The 15,950-nt window shown below is 71.5% G+C and carries 15 protein-coding genes; 10 read left to right on the forward strand and 5 right to left on the reverse strand.

The window, feature by feature from the left end:
- The first annotated feature begins 82 nt into the window (after positions 1-82).
- Entirely contained in the window at positions 83-388 is a 306-nt protein-coding gene (locus tag KV394_RS06565; protein WP_247638159.1) for an ArsR/SmtB family transcription factor, read from the forward strand.
- Here the strand turns inward: KV394_RS06565 and KV394_RS06570 are convergent.
- From KV394_RS06570 to KV394_RS06585, 4 genes are all read right to left on the reverse strand, one after another.
- Complete coding sequence (locus tag KV394_RS06570) at positions 385-609, reverse strand: helix-turn-helix domain-containing protein (RefSeq protein ID WP_206252005.1); 225 nt, start codon at positions 607-609, stop codon at positions 385-387. The genes KV394_RS06565 and KV394_RS06570 overlap by 4 nt on opposite strands.
- Positions 609-1,097 (reverse strand): DUF2975 domain-containing protein, encoded by a 489-nt coding sequence (locus tag KV394_RS06575; protein ID WP_247982621.1) that lies wholly within the window; start codon positions 1,095-1,097, stop codon positions 609-611. The genes KV394_RS06570 and KV394_RS06575 overlap by 1 nt, the downstream gene beginning before the upstream one ends.
- A 78-nt stretch (positions 1,098-1,175) precedes the next feature.
- Complete coding sequence (locus KV394_RS06580) at positions 1,176-2,678, reverse strand: DUF4127 family protein (RefSeq protein WP_247982622.1); 1,503 nt, start codon at positions 2,676-2,678, stop codon at positions 1,176-1,178.
- A 48-nt stretch (positions 2,679-2,726) separates the two neighbouring features.
- Positions 2,727-3,440, reverse strand: a complete 714-nt coding sequence (locus KV394_RS06585; RefSeq protein WP_136034445.1) for a GntR family transcriptional regulator — start codon at positions 3,438-3,440, stop codon at positions 2,727-2,729.
- Positions 3,441-3,552: 112 nt separating this feature from the next.
- Between KV394_RS06585 and KV394_RS06590 the strand changes: the two genes are divergently transcribed.
- The 8 genes from KV394_RS06590 (at position 3,553) to KV394_RS06625 (ending at position 12,756) form a co-directional block, all read left to right on the forward strand.
- On the forward strand, positions 3,553-4,860 hold the full coding sequence (locus KV394_RS06590) for an ABC transporter substrate-binding protein (protein ID WP_168443142.1): 1,308 nt from the start codon (positions 3,553-3,555) through the stop codon (positions 4,858-4,860).
- Positions 4,861-4,870: 10 nt separating this feature from the next.
- Complete coding sequence (locus KV394_RS06595; protein ID WP_247638162.1) at positions 4,871-5,839, forward strand: carbohydrate ABC transporter permease; 969 nt, start codon at positions 4,871-4,873, stop codon at positions 5,837-5,839.
- Complete coding sequence (locus KV394_RS06600) at positions 5,826-6,692, forward strand: carbohydrate ABC transporter permease (RefSeq protein ID WP_247982623.1); 867 nt, start codon at positions 5,826-5,828, stop codon at positions 6,690-6,692. The genes KV394_RS06595 and KV394_RS06600 overlap by 14 nt, the downstream gene beginning before the upstream one ends.
- Positions 6,689-7,372 (forward strand): N-acetylmannosamine-6-phosphate 2-epimerase, encoded by a 684-nt coding sequence (locus KV394_RS06605; protein ID WP_205814397.1) that lies wholly within the window; start codon positions 6,689-6,691, stop codon positions 7,370-7,372. Before KV394_RS06600 ends, KV394_RS06605 begins: the two co-directional genes overlap by 4 nt.
- Positions 7,369-8,304: an ROK family protein gene (locus tag KV394_RS06610; RefSeq protein WP_247982624.1), complete on the forward strand. Its 936-nt coding sequence runs from the start codon at positions 7,369-7,371 to the stop codon at positions 8,302-8,304. The genes KV394_RS06605 and KV394_RS06610 overlap by 4 nt, the downstream gene beginning before the upstream one ends.
- A 41-nt stretch (positions 8,305-8,345) precedes the next feature.
- The gene (locus tag KV394_RS06615) at positions 8,346-8,978 is read left to right on the forward strand and encodes a PadR family transcriptional regulator (protein ID WP_247638164.1); all 633 of its coding nucleotides are present in this window, start codon (positions 8,346-8,348) and stop codon (positions 8,976-8,978) included.
- A gap of 45 nt (positions 8,979-9,023) precedes the next feature.
- The gene (locus tag KV394_RS06620; protein WP_247982625.1) at positions 9,024-10,703 is read left to right on the forward strand and encodes an ABC1 kinase family protein; all 1,680 of its coding nucleotides are present in this window, start codon (positions 9,024-9,026) and stop codon (positions 10,701-10,703) included.
- An 82-nt stretch (positions 10,704-10,785) separates the two neighbouring features.
- Complete coding sequence (locus KV394_RS06625) at positions 10,786-12,756, forward strand: BCCT family transporter (RefSeq protein ID WP_240744665.1); 1,971 nt, start codon at positions 10,786-10,788, stop codon at positions 12,754-12,756.
- Between the two features lie 78 nt (positions 12,757-12,834).
- Here the strand turns inward: KV394_RS06625 and KV394_RS06630 are convergent, their stop codons facing one another.
- Entirely contained in the window at positions 12,835-14,538 is a 1,704-nt protein-coding gene (locus KV394_RS06630) for an SDR family oxidoreductase (protein WP_247982626.1), read from the reverse strand.
- Between the two features lie 179 nt (positions 14,539-14,717).
- On the opposite strand from KV394_RS06630, the gene KV394_RS06635 reads away from it, so the two are divergent.
- Positions 14,718-15,929 carry an MFS transporter gene (locus KV394_RS06635; protein WP_247982849.1) on the forward strand — a complete coding sequence of 404 codons (1,212 nt, stop codon included), beginning with the start codon at positions 14,718-14,720 and terminating at the stop codon, positions 15,927-15,929.
- Positions 15,930-15,950 lie beyond the last annotated feature (21 nt).

Below are 15,950 nucleotides of genomic sequence, written 5' to 3' on the forward strand. Positions count from 1 at the left end.
GCGCGGCTCCTTGACAGTTCGAGAATCATCGAACTCTCGGAGCGTACTCGCCCTCGCACCATTGTTCAACTATTCTCGAACCATGCCTGGCGACCTGCCCCACCCGGAGCGCTCCGAGATCCAGCTGACCGAGGTGCTCTTCGCGCTCAGCGACCCCGAGCGACTGGCCATCGCGCGCCAGCTCGCCGACGGTCCCCTCGACATGGCCTCCTGCCACGCGACTGACCCGAACCTGCCGAAGTCCACCAAGTCGCACTTCATGAAGGTGCTGCGCGAGGCCGGCGTCATCCGCAACGAGCCCAACGGGCGGCGCCGCACCCTCACCCTCCGCCGCGACGACCTCGACGCCCGCTTCCCCGGGCTGCTCGACTCCGTACTGCCGGGCTAGTCCGCGGGCGCCCCGTCGTCCGGCACCCACCGCAGCAGGTCGCCCGGCTGGCAGTCCAGCGCCACGCACAGCGCATCGAGCGTCGTGAACCGCACCGCCTTCGCGCGGCCGTTCTTCAGCACGGCGAGGTTGGTGGGGGTGATCCCGATGCGCTCCGCCAGCTCGCCGACACCGATCTTCCGGCGCGCCATCATCACGTCGATGTCGACGACCACCGGCATCAGATCACCTCGTCGTCGAGCTCGGACCGCAGGGCCCGCGCCTCCGCGTCGCGGTCGATCGCCTGCCGCAGCAGCGCCTTCATCACCACGACGAGCAGGGCCATCCCGGCGAGCACCACTCCCGCACCGCCGATCAGCGCGACGACGCCGGGCGCCATCTCGCCCGGGGCGAGCAGGGCCGCGAGCACCCACGCGAGCACCGCCGCCGCCAGGATCGCCCCGATGATCGTGTCGACGAAGCGGAACGAGGATGTCGAGAAGAGGGATCCCCGCCGCACCTTCCGGAGCAGGATCCACACGCACACCCCGAACACCTGCATCGTCGCGACGCCCAGCACCAGGATCGCGACCAGCGTGATGCGCGCCCACGTCGCCTCCCCCTCCAGGTCGGCGTACAGGAGCGGCGCGATCACCGTCTGCACCACCAGCGACCCGAGCAGGGCGAGGGCGATCACCACCTGCAGCGCGATCGTCGTTCCCTTGGCCATGTGACACCTCCCGTCGAAAACAACAGGAATCTATCGTTAATCGTTCGATAAGGCAAGCGCGAACGCCGGCCGCCGGAGCTACCGCAGCACGAGGCCGATCTCGAACGACCGCCGCCACGGCAGCGTCAGCTCGTCGATGCGCACGCCGTCGGCGGGGAGCATCGACTCCAGCAGCGCCGTCAGCTCCGCACGGATCACCCGCGACGCCTCGGCCACCCGCGCGTCGTCCGCCATCGGGTAGATGTCGGGGAACAGCGACGGCCCGGAGTCCGTGCGCACGACGGCCTGATACGCGAAGTCGTCCAGCAGCCGGGTCAGCAGGGCGATCCGCGCCGCCCGCTCGTCGAACGACCCCGTGGCGCGGCCGACCACTGCGGCGGCCGCGACCGCGACCACGCTGCCGAGCGTGTTCCCCGCCGTGTTCCAGCCGCCGAACGCCTCCAGCCGCCCGAGCAGGTCGGCGTCGGCGAGCGCGCGCACCAGCGCCTCGTCCGCCCCGTTCGGATACCGCACGTCGGCCAGCGCGACCCGCTCGCCCGCCTCCAGCCGCTCCCGCACCAGGGCGACGGTGCCGGCGACGGCCGCGGTGTCGACCGCATCGGGCCGCCCGCGGAACATGTCGTGCCGGTCGGGGTCGGGGGCGTGCAGCACCAGGGTCACGTCGGCGTCCGCCGCCACCTCGACGGCACCGGCCGCGCGGATCTGCCGGCTCGCCGAGGCCGCCAGCGACATGTTCTCGTACGGCGGGATCCGCTCCATCCCCGCGGCGTCGGCGCACGCCACCGCGAACGACACCGTCACCCCGGCGTTCCCCGCGAGAGCTCGGGCGACGAGCGCCGCCCCCACCTCGTCGGCGCCCGGGTACATGAGCACGCGACGCCCCGACGGCAGCATCCGCATCCAGTGCCGCAGCCACACCTGCTCGGCGCTTCCCGCCGCGAACGGCGCGGTGTCGTCGGCGGTGATCGCGAGGAAGTCGAGCGTCTCGTCCTCGACCAGTCCGAGGGTCGAGAGGTTGACGATGTGGTTGCGCAGGCGTCGCGTCGCGTAGTCCGACACGACATCGGCCGGCACGGGTGTCAGCTCCTCCAGCGGCAGCACATCGGTCTCGCCGAGCAGCCGATGGGCGTCGCCCCCGAGGGCGTGGATCTCCTTGCCGTGCGCCGTCCAGTACTCCGGCTCCTCGGCCGCGGAGTACGAGTTGCTGGCGCGCGTGACCAGGGAGACGGCCGAGATCGGCAGCTCGGGGCGCATCCGCCGCACCTCGCGCAGCACGTCGAGACGCGCCAGCACGTCACGCGTCGTGTCGTGGCTCGTCCGGCTCGCGATGAGTCCGCCGTAGAGCAGCATGTCGACCGACACCACGAGGTGCACGGTCGCCGGGTCGGCCGCGCGCTCCCGCAGCCAGGCGCCGAGCGCGTCCGCGTCGCCCGCCGTCCGGTATGCGGGGAGGATCTCGGCGGGCGGCACGTCGAGCGTCACGCCCGCGACCGCGGCGACGTCGCCGGGCAGCTTCACGTTCACCGGCCGGTCGTCGAGGGGGAGCAGGGCGATGCGCGGGCGGAGGGTCGGGTCGGACACGAGGAGCCTTTCGTCGGTGAAGGGATTGCCGGTCGGGAGCGCGAACGCTCAGGGGCGGGAGATCGAGAGGAGGTAGGAGTAGCGGTCGCCCCGGTACACCGACTCGGCGTACTCCAGCGGCCGGCTGCGGGCGTCGTAGGTGGTGCGCTTGACGAGGAACGCGGGCGAGAACGGGGGTGTCTGCAGGGCCGCGGCCTGCTCCTCGTCGAGCACGACCGCGTGGATCTCCTGGTCGGCACGCACGGCCGAGATGCCGAACCGGGTGCGCAGATCCTCGTAGAGCGAGTCGCCCACGATGCCCTCCTCCAGCCCCGGCACGGCGTCGGCCGCGATCGAGCACACCTCCAGGCAGATGGGGATGTCGTCGGCGGTGCGCACGCGGCGGATCCGCACCACCGGCGACTGCGGGCTGAGGTTCAAGGCGTAGCCGGTGGTCTGCCCCGCCGCGGCGGTGGACACGTCGACCGACAGCGATCCTGGCCGCATATTGCGGGCGAGCATGTCCTCGGAGAACGACGTGAGCTCGAAGGCCTTGCTGATGCGCGAGGCGCTGACGAAGGTGCCGGCGCCCTGGAGCCGGTAGACCAGCCCGTCGCGCTCCAGCTCGTCGAGCGCCCGGCGCACCGTCTGCCGGTTGACCTCGAGCGACTCGGCGAGATCGCGTTCGGTCGGCAGCTTCTCGTGCGGCGCCAGGCCCTGCTGGATGACCTCCTCGAGATGCCGGCGCACCCGCTCGTGCTTCGTCACACCCTCGATCGTCATGGCTTCCCCCTCATTTGGACTAACCCAATCTTGACGACCGCCCCCAGGTGTGTCAATGTCTGTTCTCAGCGGTTCCGAATTGGTCTATTCCAATCCTTTTGCAAGGTCAACGATGAGCGGAGAACTCCCCATGCACATGAAGCAGCACATGCGCCGGCGCGCCCTGGTCGCCGCCGGACTGACCACAGCGACGGTCGTGGCCCTCAGCGGATGCGCGGGAGGCGGCAGCGATGCCGACGGCCCCACCGAGATCACGTTCTCGTACCTGTGGGGAGGGGAGGAGGCCAAGGCCCTGGAGGCGATCATCGCCGACTTCAACGCCAGCCAGGACGACATCGTCGTCAAGGGCGTCTCCAGCCCCGACACCCAGAAGCAGCTCACCTCGATGTCGTCGTCCAACGGCTCGTTCGACATCTCCGACAACTTCGGGAACACCGTCGGCGCCTGGGCCTCGAAGGGCATCCTCGCCCCGCTCGACGACGCGATCGCCGCGGAGGACATCGACGTCGACGACTTCGTGCCCAGCGCGATGGAGCAGATGACCTACGACGGCAAGATCTACTCGCTGCCCATCGCCATCCACAGCTTCCAGCTGCTCTACAACCCCCAGCTGCTCGCGGAGGCGGGCGTGACCCCGCCCACCACCATGGACGAGCTCGCCGCCGCCATCCCCAAGCTCACCAAGAAGGACGCCTCGGGCAAGATCACCCAGCTCGGCCTCGGCTCCGCCAACGACAGCACCACGCTCACCACTCTCGGCTACGCGTTCGGCGGCAGCTGGGACGGAGAGGACGGCCCGACCCCGGCGGAGGACGGCAACCTCGAAGCGCTGCAGTGGTACCAGGACAACGTGATCGAGCCGGTGGGCGCCGACGCCATGGCCACGTTCGTCTCCGGTCAGGGCGAGTACCTCTCGGCGCAGGACCCGTTCTTCAGCGGCCAGGTCGCCATGATCATCGACGGCGAGTGGCGTTCGGCCAGCGCGGCCAAGATCGCCCCCGACTTCGAATGGGGCGTCACCGCCATCCCCGCCGCCACCCCCGAGCTGGAGAACAGCACGCAGGTGACCGCGAGCACCCTGTTCATCCCCGCCAACTCGAAGCACAAGGAAGAGGCGGCGACGTTCCTCGCCTACCTCGTCAGCGACGAGCCGATGGAGAAGTTCGCCGTCGCGCTGGGCAACCTCCCCGGCCGCTCCTCCCTCGCCGGCAGCGCGGCCTTCGACGAGCTGCAGGACTTCGGCGTCTGGGCCGAGGCGGCCTCCTCGCCGAACGCCAAGTCCCTCGCGAGCCGCCCGTACAGCGCGGAGTACGCGACCGACCTGGCCACCGCGTTCGACGAGGTCGTGCGGCTGACGGCCACCCCGGAGGAGGCGATCGCGACCGTCGAGGAGCGGATGTCCTCCTACTCCTCGAAGTGAGCGGCGCTCCGTGACCACGGCCACCACACCCCGGGTCCGGCGGGAGACGACTCCCGCCGGGCCCGGCGCCCCCGTCCGGCGGCGCCGCAGCCGCCGCACGACGCTGATCGGTCTCGCCTTCGCCGCGCCGTTCATCGTCGGCTTCCTGTTCCTGTTCGCCTACCCGATCGTGGCCTCGGCGTACTACAGCTTCACCGACTTCAACCTCTTCCAGGCGCCCGAGTGGGTGGGCCTGGACAACTACACCCAGATGTTCGCGGACGGGGTGTTCTGGAAGTCGCTCGCCAACACCGCCGTGCTCACCGTGTTCGGGGTGCCGCTCGCGATCGGCATCGCGCTCGCCGGAGCCCACCTGCTCAACACCCCCGTCCGCGGCCAGCCGCTGTACCGCGCGCTGGTGTACCTGCCCTCGATCGTGCCCGTGGTGGTCGGCGGCTACCTGTGGCGCTGGCTGCTCAACGCCCAGTACGGCTTCATCAACCACTTCCTGTCGTGGTTCGGCATCGAAGGGCCGGCGTGGCTGCAGCAGCCGGAATGGACCAAGCCCGCGATCATCATGATGTCGCTGTGGACCGTCGGCGGCACCATGATCATCTACCTCGCGGCCCTCCAGGAGGTGCCGAAGGAGCTGTACGAGGCGGCCGAGCTCGACGGTGCGGGAGTCTGGCGCCGGTTCACGAGCGTCACCTGGCCGACGGTGTCTCCGGTGACCCTGTTCCAGGTGATCGTGAGCATCATCGGTTTCCTGCAGATCTTCACGCAGCCCTACATCCTGTCGCAGGAGCGGCTCAATCAGGCCGGCTCCGGGCCCGGGCAGTCGATGCTCTCCTACGCGATGTACCTGTACCAGAACGCGTTCGTGTTCCTGAAGATGGGCTACGCCTCGGCCATGGCCTGGACGCTGTTCATCGTCACGCTCATCGTGAGCCTCATCGTGCTCGCGTCGTCGAAGAAGTGGGTGCACGATGGCACACGCTGAGATCTCTACCCCCGCCCGCCGGCCCCGCCGCACGCGCCGCACGCTGCGCCGCGTCCGGCAGCAGGTGTCGGTGGCGCTGCTCGCCCTGCTGTTCCTCTTCCCGCTGCTGGTGATGCTGTCGACCGCGTTCAAGACGCCGGGCGACGTGTTCTCCTCGCCGCCCACCCTGCTTCCGGCCGAGTGGACCATGGACAACTTCGCCGAGGCGTTCGCGCAGATCCCCGTGTGGCGTTACCTCGGCAACACGCTGTTCGTGTCGGGCATGAGCATCCTGGGCACGGTCATCTCGTGCCCGCTGGTGGCCTATGCGCTGGCGAAGGTGAAGTGGCGCGGCGCCCGCCCGCTGCTCATCCTCGTTCTGGCCACGATGATGCTGCCGCCCCAGGTGACCCTCATCCCGCTGTTCCTGGTGTGGAACGGGCTCGAGGCGACGAACACCTACCTGCCGCTGATCGTGCCGGCCTTCCTGGGCACGCCGTTCTTCATCTTCATGATCCGGCAGTTCCTGCTCGCGGTGCCCGACGAGCTGATCGAGGCCGCGCGCCTCGACGGCGCCTCCGAGTTCCGCACCTACGCGACGATCGTGCTGCCCCTGGCCCGCCCGGCCATCGTCACCGCGGCGATCTTCCAGTTCGTGTGGGCGTGGACCGACTTCCTCAATCCCCTCATCTATCTCAACGACCAGTCGACGTACACGCTGTCGATCGGTCTGTACGCCTTCTTCGGGGAGAACGACGTGGCGTGGGGACCGCTCATGGCGGCATGCGTGATGTTCACGCTGCCGGCCGTGGTGATCTTCCTCATCGGCCAGAAGTTCTTCATCGGCGGCGTCAGCGCAGGAGCGATCAAGTGACACACGACACCCTCGAACTGCTCCGTGACAGCCTCGTCGCCTCGGTCCAGGCGTCAGCGGGCACCCCGGCCCGCGACACCCACGTGATCGGTGCGCTCGCGGAGTCGGCACTGCTCGGCGGTGCCAGCGGGCTGCGGTTGAACGGACCGGAGGACCTCCGCCGGGTGCGGTCGGCGACGGCGGTGCCGCTGATCGGACTGCACAAGGTGTGGAACGGTGTGCGCAACGTGATCACGCCCGACGTCGCTCTTGCGGAGGGCCTCGCCGCGGCGGGGGCCGACGTGATCGCGGTGGACGCCACGACCGAGCAGCTCGGCACGGACTTCGGCCTGCTCGGCCGGATCGCGCAGGCCACCGGGCTCCCGGTGATGGCCGACGTCTCCACCGCGGAGGAGGGCAGGAGGGCGTGGGAGGCGGGCGCCGCCGTGGTCGGCACCACCCTCTCCGGCTACACGCCGCACTCGCCGCGGCAGGACGGACCCGACCTCGATCTCGTCGCCGCGCTCGCCGCGGCCGGCATCCCGACCATCGCGGAGGGCCGCTACCAGACACCGGAGCAGGTGCGAGCGGCCTTCGACGCCGGGGCCTTCGCCGTGGTCGTCGGCGGGGCGATCACCGACCCGATCGCGCTCACGCGCCGGTTCGTCGCGGCGACCCCGAAAGCCGGGGAGCGGGTGTGATCGTCGGGGTCGACATCGGCGGCACCAAGATCGCGGTCGCCGGATTCGAGCCCGATCCCGCGGGCGGCCGTCGCCGGGTGACGCCCGTGCGCAGCTGCGCGACGCCGGCGCGCGAGGGCGGGGACGCGATCGTGCGGGCGGTCGTCGAGGCGGTCCGCGCGGTCGCCGACGGCGAGCCCGTGACGGCGGTCGGTGTCGGCACGGCCGGCGTGGTCGCCCCCGACGGATCCATCACCTCGGCCACGGACGCGATCCGGGGGTGGGCGGGGTTCCCGCTGCGCGCGGCACTCGAGCGTGCCACGGGGGTTGCGGTCGTGGTCGTGAACGACGTGCACGCGGCGGCGGTCGCGGAGGCCGCCCAGGGAGCGGGTCGCGGAGCGGGCGGGCTGCTGATGGTCGCGGTGGGCACGGGCATCGGCGGGGCCGTGGTGCTCCCGGACGGGCTCCGCGCCGGGGCGACCGGCACCGCGGGATCGGTCGGGCACACCGAGCTGGCGCTGCCGGCCGAGCTCGCCGGGAGGCGCTGCGGCTGCGGGGCGCCCGGGCACGTCGAGGCCGTGGCGTCGGGGCCCGGACTCGAACGGACGTACCGGGAGCGCACCGGGACACCGCTCCCGTTGCGCGAGGTGGATGCCCTGGCCCGTGCGGGCGACCGGACGGCGGCGGAGGTGATCGCGCAGGGGGCGCAGTTCCTCGGGCGCGCTCTCGCCGCGGTCAACGCGGTGCTCGACGTCGAGGTGGTGGCGGTGGGCGGGGGTGTCGCGGGCATCGGAGAGCGGTACCTGGACGAGGTGGCGCGGGCCTACCGGGCCGTGGCGATGCCGGGCCCGGCGCGGGCCCGCGTCCTTCCTGCCGAGTTCGGGGTGGACGCGACCGCGACCGGCGCGGCCCTGCTCGCGCCGGTCGAAACTCCCACCCCACGCCCAGCGTGAGCGATATATCGTTAACTATCGTTCACGACTGGGAGGTCATCATGAGCAACGCATTCCCCTCCAACCCGTTCGGCGGAACCGGGAACACCGGCGGCAGCGGTGCCGGTGACTTCGCGTCCGGCCTCGGCAACCTCTTCGGCGGACCCCACGGTCCTGCCGGCGCGCTCTTCGAGGCGATGGATCAGCTCCGCAAATCGTTCGACTCGCGCCCGTCCGGCGGCTCCCGCATGGCGCGCGGCGACGTCCGCACCGCCGTGCTCACGCTCCTCGCCGAGCGTCCCATGCACGGCTACCAGATCATCAACGAGATCGCCGAGCGCAGCGGCGGCACCTGGAAGCCCAGCGCCGGTTCCGTGTACCCCACGCTCCAGCTGCTCGCCGATGAAGGGCTGATCGAGGCGGAGGAGCAGAACGGCCGCAAGACCTATGCGCTCACCGAGGCCGGTCGCGCCGTCGCCGACGAGACCACCGAGACCCCGGCGCCGTGGGTGTCCACCTCCGACAAGGACCGCGGACGCGACCCTCGCTACAGCGCGCTGCCCAAGGCCGGCGTCGACCTGGCCGCCGCGGCCGCGCAGGTCGGTCGCAGCGGTTCGGCGGAGCAGGTGCAGCAGGCGATCGAGGTGCTCGACGACGCCCGCCGTAGGCTGTACACGATCCTTGCCCAGGACTGACCGCGTCGTGCGGCATCCGGCGCGGAACGGCGGAAGGATGACGCGATGACGGAAGCGGTAGCCCAGGGCGTCCATCGCGCCAGGTACCGCCGCATCCTGTCGTTCGCGAGCCGCGAGTTCGTGAAGATCTGGTGGTTCGAGCTGGTGCTTCCGCGCTTCGGGCTCGCCGCGGTCGCGGAGCGCACCCGCCCGCGCCGGATGCAGCGCTTCGCCCGGCGCTTCCACACCCTCGCGGTCGAGCTCGGCGGACTCATGATCAAGGTCGGGCAGTTCATGTCGTCGCGCCTCGACGTGCTCCCGCCCGAGATCACGAAGGAGCTGGAGGGTCTGCAGGACGAGGTGCCCGCGGTGCCCACCCCGCAGATCCGGGCGCTCGCGGAGGCCGAGCTCGGCATCCCCCTGGAGCGCGCCTACGCCTGGTTCGACGACACCCCGGTCGCCGCGGCCTCGCTCGGTCAGGTGCACCGCGCGCGGCTCTCGGCCCTCGACGCGGAGGACACCGGGCTCGACGAGGTCGTGGTCAAGGTGCAGCGCCCGGGTATCGACGAGATCGTCGCGGTCGACCTCGCGGCCCTCCGCCGGGTCGCCCGCTGGCTCACGCGGGTGCGGATCGTCGCCGACCGGGTGGACGCGCCCGCCCTCGTGGAGGAGTTCGCCGTCACGAGCCTGGAGGAGATCGACTACCTGCACGAGGCCCGTAGCGCCGAGCGGTTCCGCGAGAACTTCGCCGACGACCCGCGGGTCGCGGCGCCCGAGATCGTGTGGGAGCGCACGACCCGCCGCGTGCTGACGCTGTCCGACGTGACCGCCATCAAGATCAACGACACCGAGGCGCTGCGGGCGGCCGGCATCGAACCGCGGGCCGTCGCCGACGCGTTCGCCGAGGTCATGTTCGACCAGGTGTTCACGCATCGCTTCGTGCACGCCGACCCGCATCCCGGCAACATCTTCGTCACCCCGGTTCCCACGGACGGGGGCTTCCGTCTGACGTTCATCGACTTCGGCATGATGGCCGAGGTCCCCGACAACCTCCGCGAGGGGCTGCGGATGCTCCTGATCGCGGTCACCGCGCGCGACAGTCGCGGACTCGTGGCCGCCGCGAAGGAGATCGGCGTGCTGCTGCCCACCGCCGACACCGCCGATCTCGAGCGCGCCCTGACGGCACTGTTCGCCCGCTTCGGCGGCATGGGCTTCGCGGAGCTGAGCCGCGTCGACCCGCGCGAGTTCACCGACTTCGCAGACGAGTTCGGCGACATGGTGCGCCGCCTCCCGCTCCAGCTGCCGGAAGACCTGCTGCTGCTGATCCGGGCGGTGTCGCTCACCTCGGGCATGTGCAGCGGCCTCGACCCCGCGTTCAACGTGTGGGACGCGGCGGAGCCCTACGCCGCTCGGCTGCTGCGCGACGAGTCCGGCAACCTGATGCAGGACATGGCCCAGCAGGCGATGGAGAACGCCGCGACCACGTGGCGCCTCCCTGGGCGCATCGACCGCATCATCACCCGCATCGACGACGGCACTGTGTCGTTCGACACCTCGCGACTGGAGCGGCGCCTCGATCGGCTGGAGGGCATCGCGCGCCGCATCGCCTCCGGGGTGCTGTTCGCCGCGATGCTCGTGGGCGGCGCGCTGCTGGTCGCCCCGGTGCCCCCGCTCGGGATCACGCTGCTGTGCGTCTCCGTGCTGCCTCTGCTCGGGGCGCTCTTCGCGGGGCGCCGCGGCCGCTAGACCCGCCCGGCCGCAGGAGAACGCGGCGGCTCCGGCGGAGGCGGCCCGGGCCGAGGCGGCCCGCATGGGAGGATGGGTTCTCATGGACAACCCGGTCGAGAAGCATTCCCCCTCCGACGGTCCGCAGACCCCCACCGGCACCCACCGCACCGCGGGAGAGGCCGCGCGCAAGATCGTGCGCGACATCACCACGGTTCCGCCGCGCAGCGTGCACCCCGCGCTCGTGCCGGGTGTCTCGGTCGAGGAGACCGGTCGCACCTACCGCACCGACCCGCTCGTGTTCGGTGTGGCGGCGGCGTTCGCCCTCGGGTTCATCGCGTGGGGCGTGTTCGCGGGCGACAACCTCGCCGGCACCACCAGCACCGTGCTCGCGTGGGTCGTGGAGTACTTCGGCTTCTTCTTCACCACGATCGCGACGATCATCCTCGTGTTCATGCTGTTCGTCGGCTTCAGCCGCTACGGGCGCATCCCGCTGGGTCGTGACGACGAGGAGCCCGAGTTCTCGATGTTCTCGTGGATCTCGATGCTCTTCGCGGCCGGCATGGGCATCGGGCTGGTGTTCTGGGGCGCCGCGGAGCCGCTGACGTTCTTCGAGAACCCGCCACCCGGAACGGTCGAGGCGAACACGCTCGAGGCCATGCACACCGCGCAGACGCAGGTGCTCTACCACTGGGGCCCGCAGGCCTGGGCGTTCTATGCGCTCGTCGGCGGGGCCATCGCCTACGGCGCCTACCGCCGCGGTCGCACCCCGCTGATCTCGTCGATCTTCGCGCCGCTGCTCGGCGAGCACCGCACCACGGGCCCGGTCGGCCGCACGATCGACATCTTCTCCATCATCGTGACGCTGTTCGGCACGGCCGCGTCTCTCGGGCTCGGTGCGCTGCAGATCGGCCACGGCGTCGAGCTGGTGAGCGGCATCGGCCCGCTCGGCAACGGCATCCTGATCGCCGTCATCGCCGTGCTCACGGCGTGCTTCATCGCGTCGGCCGTCTCCGGGGTCTCGAAGGGCATCCGCGCGCTGTCGAACATCAACGCGGTCGTCGCGATCCTGCTGGCGTTCTTCGTGTTCTTCGTCGGGCCGACGCTGCTCATCCTGAACGTCATCCCGTCGGTCGCGGTGCAGTTCCTCGGCGACCTGCCGACCATGATCGGCCGCTCGGCCTCGCAGGGTGAGGCCGCGGAGGCGTTCCTGTCGAGCTGGACGATCTTCTACTGGGCGTGGTGGATCTCGTGGTCGCCCTTCGTCGGCATGTTCATCGCGAAGATCTCGCGCGGGCGCACGCTGCGCCAGTTCGTGTCGGTGGTCATCGTCGTGCCGTCGGCGATCTCGCTCGTGTGGTTCGCGATCTTCGGCACCACCGCGATCCAGCAGCAGATGAACGGCGCCGGACTCGTGGTCGACCCGCCCGAGGAGGTGCTGTTCGGCGTGCTGGAGAACCTGCCGTTCCCCCTCGTCACGAGCATCGTGCTCATCCTGCTCATCGCGATCTTCTTCATCACCGGCGCCGACTCCGCCTCGCTCGTGATGGGCACGCTCTCCCAGCAGGGGCGCCCAGAGCCGTCGCGCTGGGTCGCGGTGGTCTGGGGTGTGCTGGTCGGCGTGATCGCCGCGGTGCTGCTCGTGAGCGGCGCGGAGGGCAGCGGCCTGCAGTCGCTGCAGAACGCGACGATCATCGCGGCCCTGCCGTTCGCCATCATCATGGCGTTCATGATGATCGCGTTCATGAAGGATCTGCGGCGCGACCCGATGATCCTGCGCGACCGCTACGCCCGCGCCGCCGTGCGGCACAGCGTGATGGCCGGACTGGAGGAGTACGGCGACGACTTCGCGCTCGTGCCCGTCGAGTACGACCACTCGGAGGACGACCTGGCATGGATCGACGAGGACACGGTCGACGACACCCTCGCCGAGGTGTACGAGGCGGCGACCGAGGCGATCGACATCGTCCCGCCGGCCGACGTCGAAGCCGCAGTGGACGCCGCGATGGACGAGACCCTGGATCAGCCCGACGAGGCCGCGCAGCCCGGGGCCGAGGGTCCGCCCGTCCGCTGACGCCGCGGAGGGCCCGGGCGCGCGACGGCACCCGGGTCCCTCGGCTCAGGCGACCGCGCGGGTGAGGGCGGCCGTGGCTCAGGACGCCGGGGTCTCCTCGTCCGGCGGGGTGTCCGCGTCCGCCGGGGTCTCCGCGTCCGGCGGGGTGTCCGCGTCCGCCGAGGTCTCCGCGTCCGCCGGGGTCTCCGCGTCCGCCGGGGTCTCTGCGTCCGGCGGGGTCTCCGCGTCTGCCGGGGTCTCCGCGTCCGCCGGGGTCTCTGCGGCGGCGGTGATGCGGGCGGCCATGCCCGAGAAGATCAGGCCGTGGAATGGCAGCACGGCCAGCCAGTACAGCCGTCCGGTGAGGCCGCGCGGGAAGAAGATCGCCCGCTGCTCATACCGCGCACCCGCGCCGTCTGGCACCGCCCGCAGCTCGAGCCACGCCTCCCCCGGCACCTTCATCTCGGCGCGCAGCCGCAGCAGGTGCCCGGCGTCGGTCTGCTCCACGGCCTCGACACGCCAGAAGTCGATCGCGTCGCCCACCCGAGCGGCGGTGCGGCTGCGGCGGCCGCGGCGCAGACCGACGCCGCCCACCACGCGGTCCATCCAGCCACGCACGGCCCACAGCAGCGGCGAGGAGTACCAGCCGTTCTCGCCGCCGATGCCCAGGATCACGCGCCACAGTTCCGCGACGGAGGCGTGCGTGCGCACCGAGCGGGCGTCGGTGAACACGGTGCGTCCGGCCCAGTCGGGGTCGCTCGGCAGCGGGTCGCTGGGCGCGCCGGACACCTCCGCGTCCTGCCAGCTGGTCTCGATGGCGTCGGCGTCGACGCGGCCGAGGGCGAGCGCGACGGCGCGGCGGTACGGGGTGAGGCCGCCGTCCGGCCGAGGGATCAGCTCGTCGATCGCGTGGTCCTTCATGATGCACTCGTTCTGCAGGGATGCCACGAGCGGTCGGGCGATCGATCGCGGCACCGGCGTCACGAGGTTCACCCAGTGCGAGGCCAGCTCGGGCGTGAGCACGGGCAGCGCGGCGATCGCACGCTGACGGAGCCCCGCCTCGACCGCGTAGCCGTTCATCATCTGTCCGTAGCGCAGCACGTCGGGGCCGCCGATGTCGACCGCGCGGTTCGCATCGGGGTCGAGGCGGGCGGCACCGAGCAGGTAGTGCAGCACGTCGCGCACGGAGATCGGCTGGATGCGGTTGCGCACCCACTTCGGCGCGGGCATGTAGGGCAGCACGTCGGTGAGGTGGCGGATCATCTCGAAGGATGCGGAGCCGGAGCCGATCACGACCCCGGCCTGGAGCACGAGGGTCGGCACGCCGGAGTCGAGCAGGATCTCGCCGACGCGCACCCGGGAGCGCAGGTGGGGGGAGAGCGTCACGTCGTCGGGGTGCAGTCCGCCGAGGTAGACGATGCGCCGCACTCCCGCCGCGGCGGCGGCGCGGGCGACCGTGTGCGCGGCCCGCTCGTCGCTCTCCTCGAAGCCCTTGCCCGCGGACATCGAGTGGATCAGGTAGTACACGACGTCCACGTCGTCCATCGCGCGGGCGACGGCGTCGGCGTCGTCGGCGGATCCCTCGACGATCTCGCAGTCGTCCCCCCAGGTGAACGACGCGGCGCGCGCGGCGTCTCGGGCGAGCACCCGCACGCGGTAGCCGGCGTTGAGCAGGCGGGGGGTGAGGCGGCCGCCGATGTAGCCGGTGGCGCCGAGGACGAGGGCGCGGGGAGCGGAACCGTCGGCGCGGGGGACGGCCCGCAGCATCTCTTCGCGCCCGGTGGGCTGGGTGAGCTCGCTCATGGTCCGAGCGTAGGCGGGGGAGCGGACGATCGGAACGGGCTTGCGGCGGTCGCGGTGCGCGGATAGCCGTCCGGCTCGCGGCCTCGCTCGCGGCCTCGCTCGCGGCCTCGATCGCGGCGTCGGTCGCGGGCGGTCGCCGAGGGGACGCCCGACGGGGTACGGTCGTACTCGTGACTTCTATCGAATCGATTCGACGCACGCGGCCCGACCGGCAGACGCGCCGCGCCAGGATCGCCGTCTCGGCGCTGTTCCTCACCAACGGCGCCCTGTTCGCGAACATCCTCCCGCGCTACCCCGAGATCAAGTCCGCCCTCGGCCTGGACAACCTCGGCTACGGCGTCGCGATCGCGGCCTTCCCCGCGGGAGCCATCGCGGCCGGGCTGCTTGCGGCCGTCCTGATCCGGCGCTTCGGCTCGGCCCGCGTCGCCGTGATCGGCACGGTGCTCACGAGCCTCGGGCTGCTGTCGGCCGCCCTCGCGCCGTCGGGAGTGCTGTTCGCCCTGGCGCTGCTGCTGGGCGGAGCCTCCGACGCGATCACCGATGTCGCCCAGAACGCGCACGGCCTCCGCGTGCAGAAGCGCTACGGCCGCTCGATCATCAACGGCTTCCACGCGATCTGGTCGATCGGTGCCGTGCTGGGCGGGGTCATGGCCGCCGGGGCGATCGCGCTGCACCTGCCGCTCGCCGTGCACCTGGGGATCTCGACGGCGCTGTTCGCCGCGGTCGCGCTCGTGGCGCTGGGCTTCTGCCTCCCTGGTCGCGACGACGACGCGGAGGAGGCCGCGGCCGAGCCGGGCGAGCTGGCGGGGCAGGTGCGCCGAGGTGTGCCGCCGCGGACGATCGTCGCGATCGTGGCGCTGACCCTCATCGCGATGGCGGGTGCGGTCGCGGAGGATGCGGGCAACTCGTGGGCCACGCTGTACCTGGGCGACTCGCTGGGGGCTGCCGCCGCGATCGCCCCGCTCGGCTTCATCGCCCTCGTCGGTGCGCAGTTCATCGGGCGGCTGCTGGGCGACCCCCTGACCGATCGGTTCGGGCAGCGCGCGGTGGCGGCGGTCGGTGGCCTGATCGCGGCGGTCGGGATGACGCTCGCGCTCGCCTTCCCGAGCGTTCCCGGCACGATCCTGGGGTTCGCCGCCGTGGGGTTCGGGATCGCCACGCTCATCCCGGCCGCCATGCACGCCGCCGACGAGCTGCCGGGACTGCGTCCGGGGGTGGGGCTGACGCTCGTGTCATGGCTGCTGCGCCTGGGCTTCCTGCTGTCGCCGCCGTTCGTGGGATATCTCGCGGAGACGCAGAGCCTGGCGGCCGGGCTGATCGTCGCCCCGGCGGCGGCCCTGGTCGCGGTGCTGCTGTCGGGCTTCCTCGACGGGCGGCGACCGCGCGACTGATCTGCAATACAAGGGTTGCAA

It is taken from the genome of Microbacterium sufflavum, assembly GCF_023101165.1.
GTDB classification, from domain to species: Bacteria; Actinomycetota; Actinomycetes; order Actinomycetales; family Microbacteriaceae; genus Microbacterium; species Microbacterium sufflavum.

Coding starts and splice junctions, on each gene's coding strand:
- KV394_RS06630 (WP_247982626.1), bottom strand. CDS start 14,538: ATGAGCGAGCTCACCCAGCCCACCGGGCGCGAAGAGATGCTGCGGGCC.
- KV394_RS06565 (WP_247638159.1), top strand. CDS start 83: ATGCCTGGCGACCTGCCCCACCCGGAGCGCTCCGAGATCCAGCTGACC.
- KV394_RS06570 (WP_206252005.1), bottom strand. CDS start 609: ATGCCGGTGGTCGTCGACATCGACGTGATGATGGCGCGCCGGAAGATC.
- KV394_RS06585 (WP_136034445.1), bottom strand. CDS start 3,440: ATGACGATCGAGGGTGTGACGAAGCACGAGCGGGTGCGCCGGCATCTC.
- KV394_RS06575 (WP_247982621.1), bottom strand. CDS start 1,097: ATGGCCAAGGGAACGACGATCGCGCTGCAGGTGGTGATCGCCCTCGCC.
- KV394_RS06600 (WP_247982623.1), top strand. CDS start 5,826: ATGGCACACGCTGAGATCTCTACCCCCGCCCGCCGGCCCCGCCGCACG.
- KV394_RS06590 (WP_168443142.1), top strand. CDS start 3,553: ATGAGCGGAGAACTCCCCATGCACATGAAGCAGCACATGCGCCGGCGC.
- KV394_RS06620 (WP_247982625.1), top strand. CDS start 9,024: ATGACGGAAGCGGTAGCCCAGGGCGTCCATCGCGCCAGGTACCGCCGC.
- KV394_RS06615 (WP_247638164.1), top strand. CDS start 8,346: ATGAGCAACGCATTCCCCTCCAACCCGTTCGGCGGAACCGGGAACACC.
- KV394_RS06625 (WP_240744665.1), top strand. CDS start 10,786: ATGGACAACCCGGTCGAGAAGCATTCCCCCTCCGACGGTCCGCAGACC.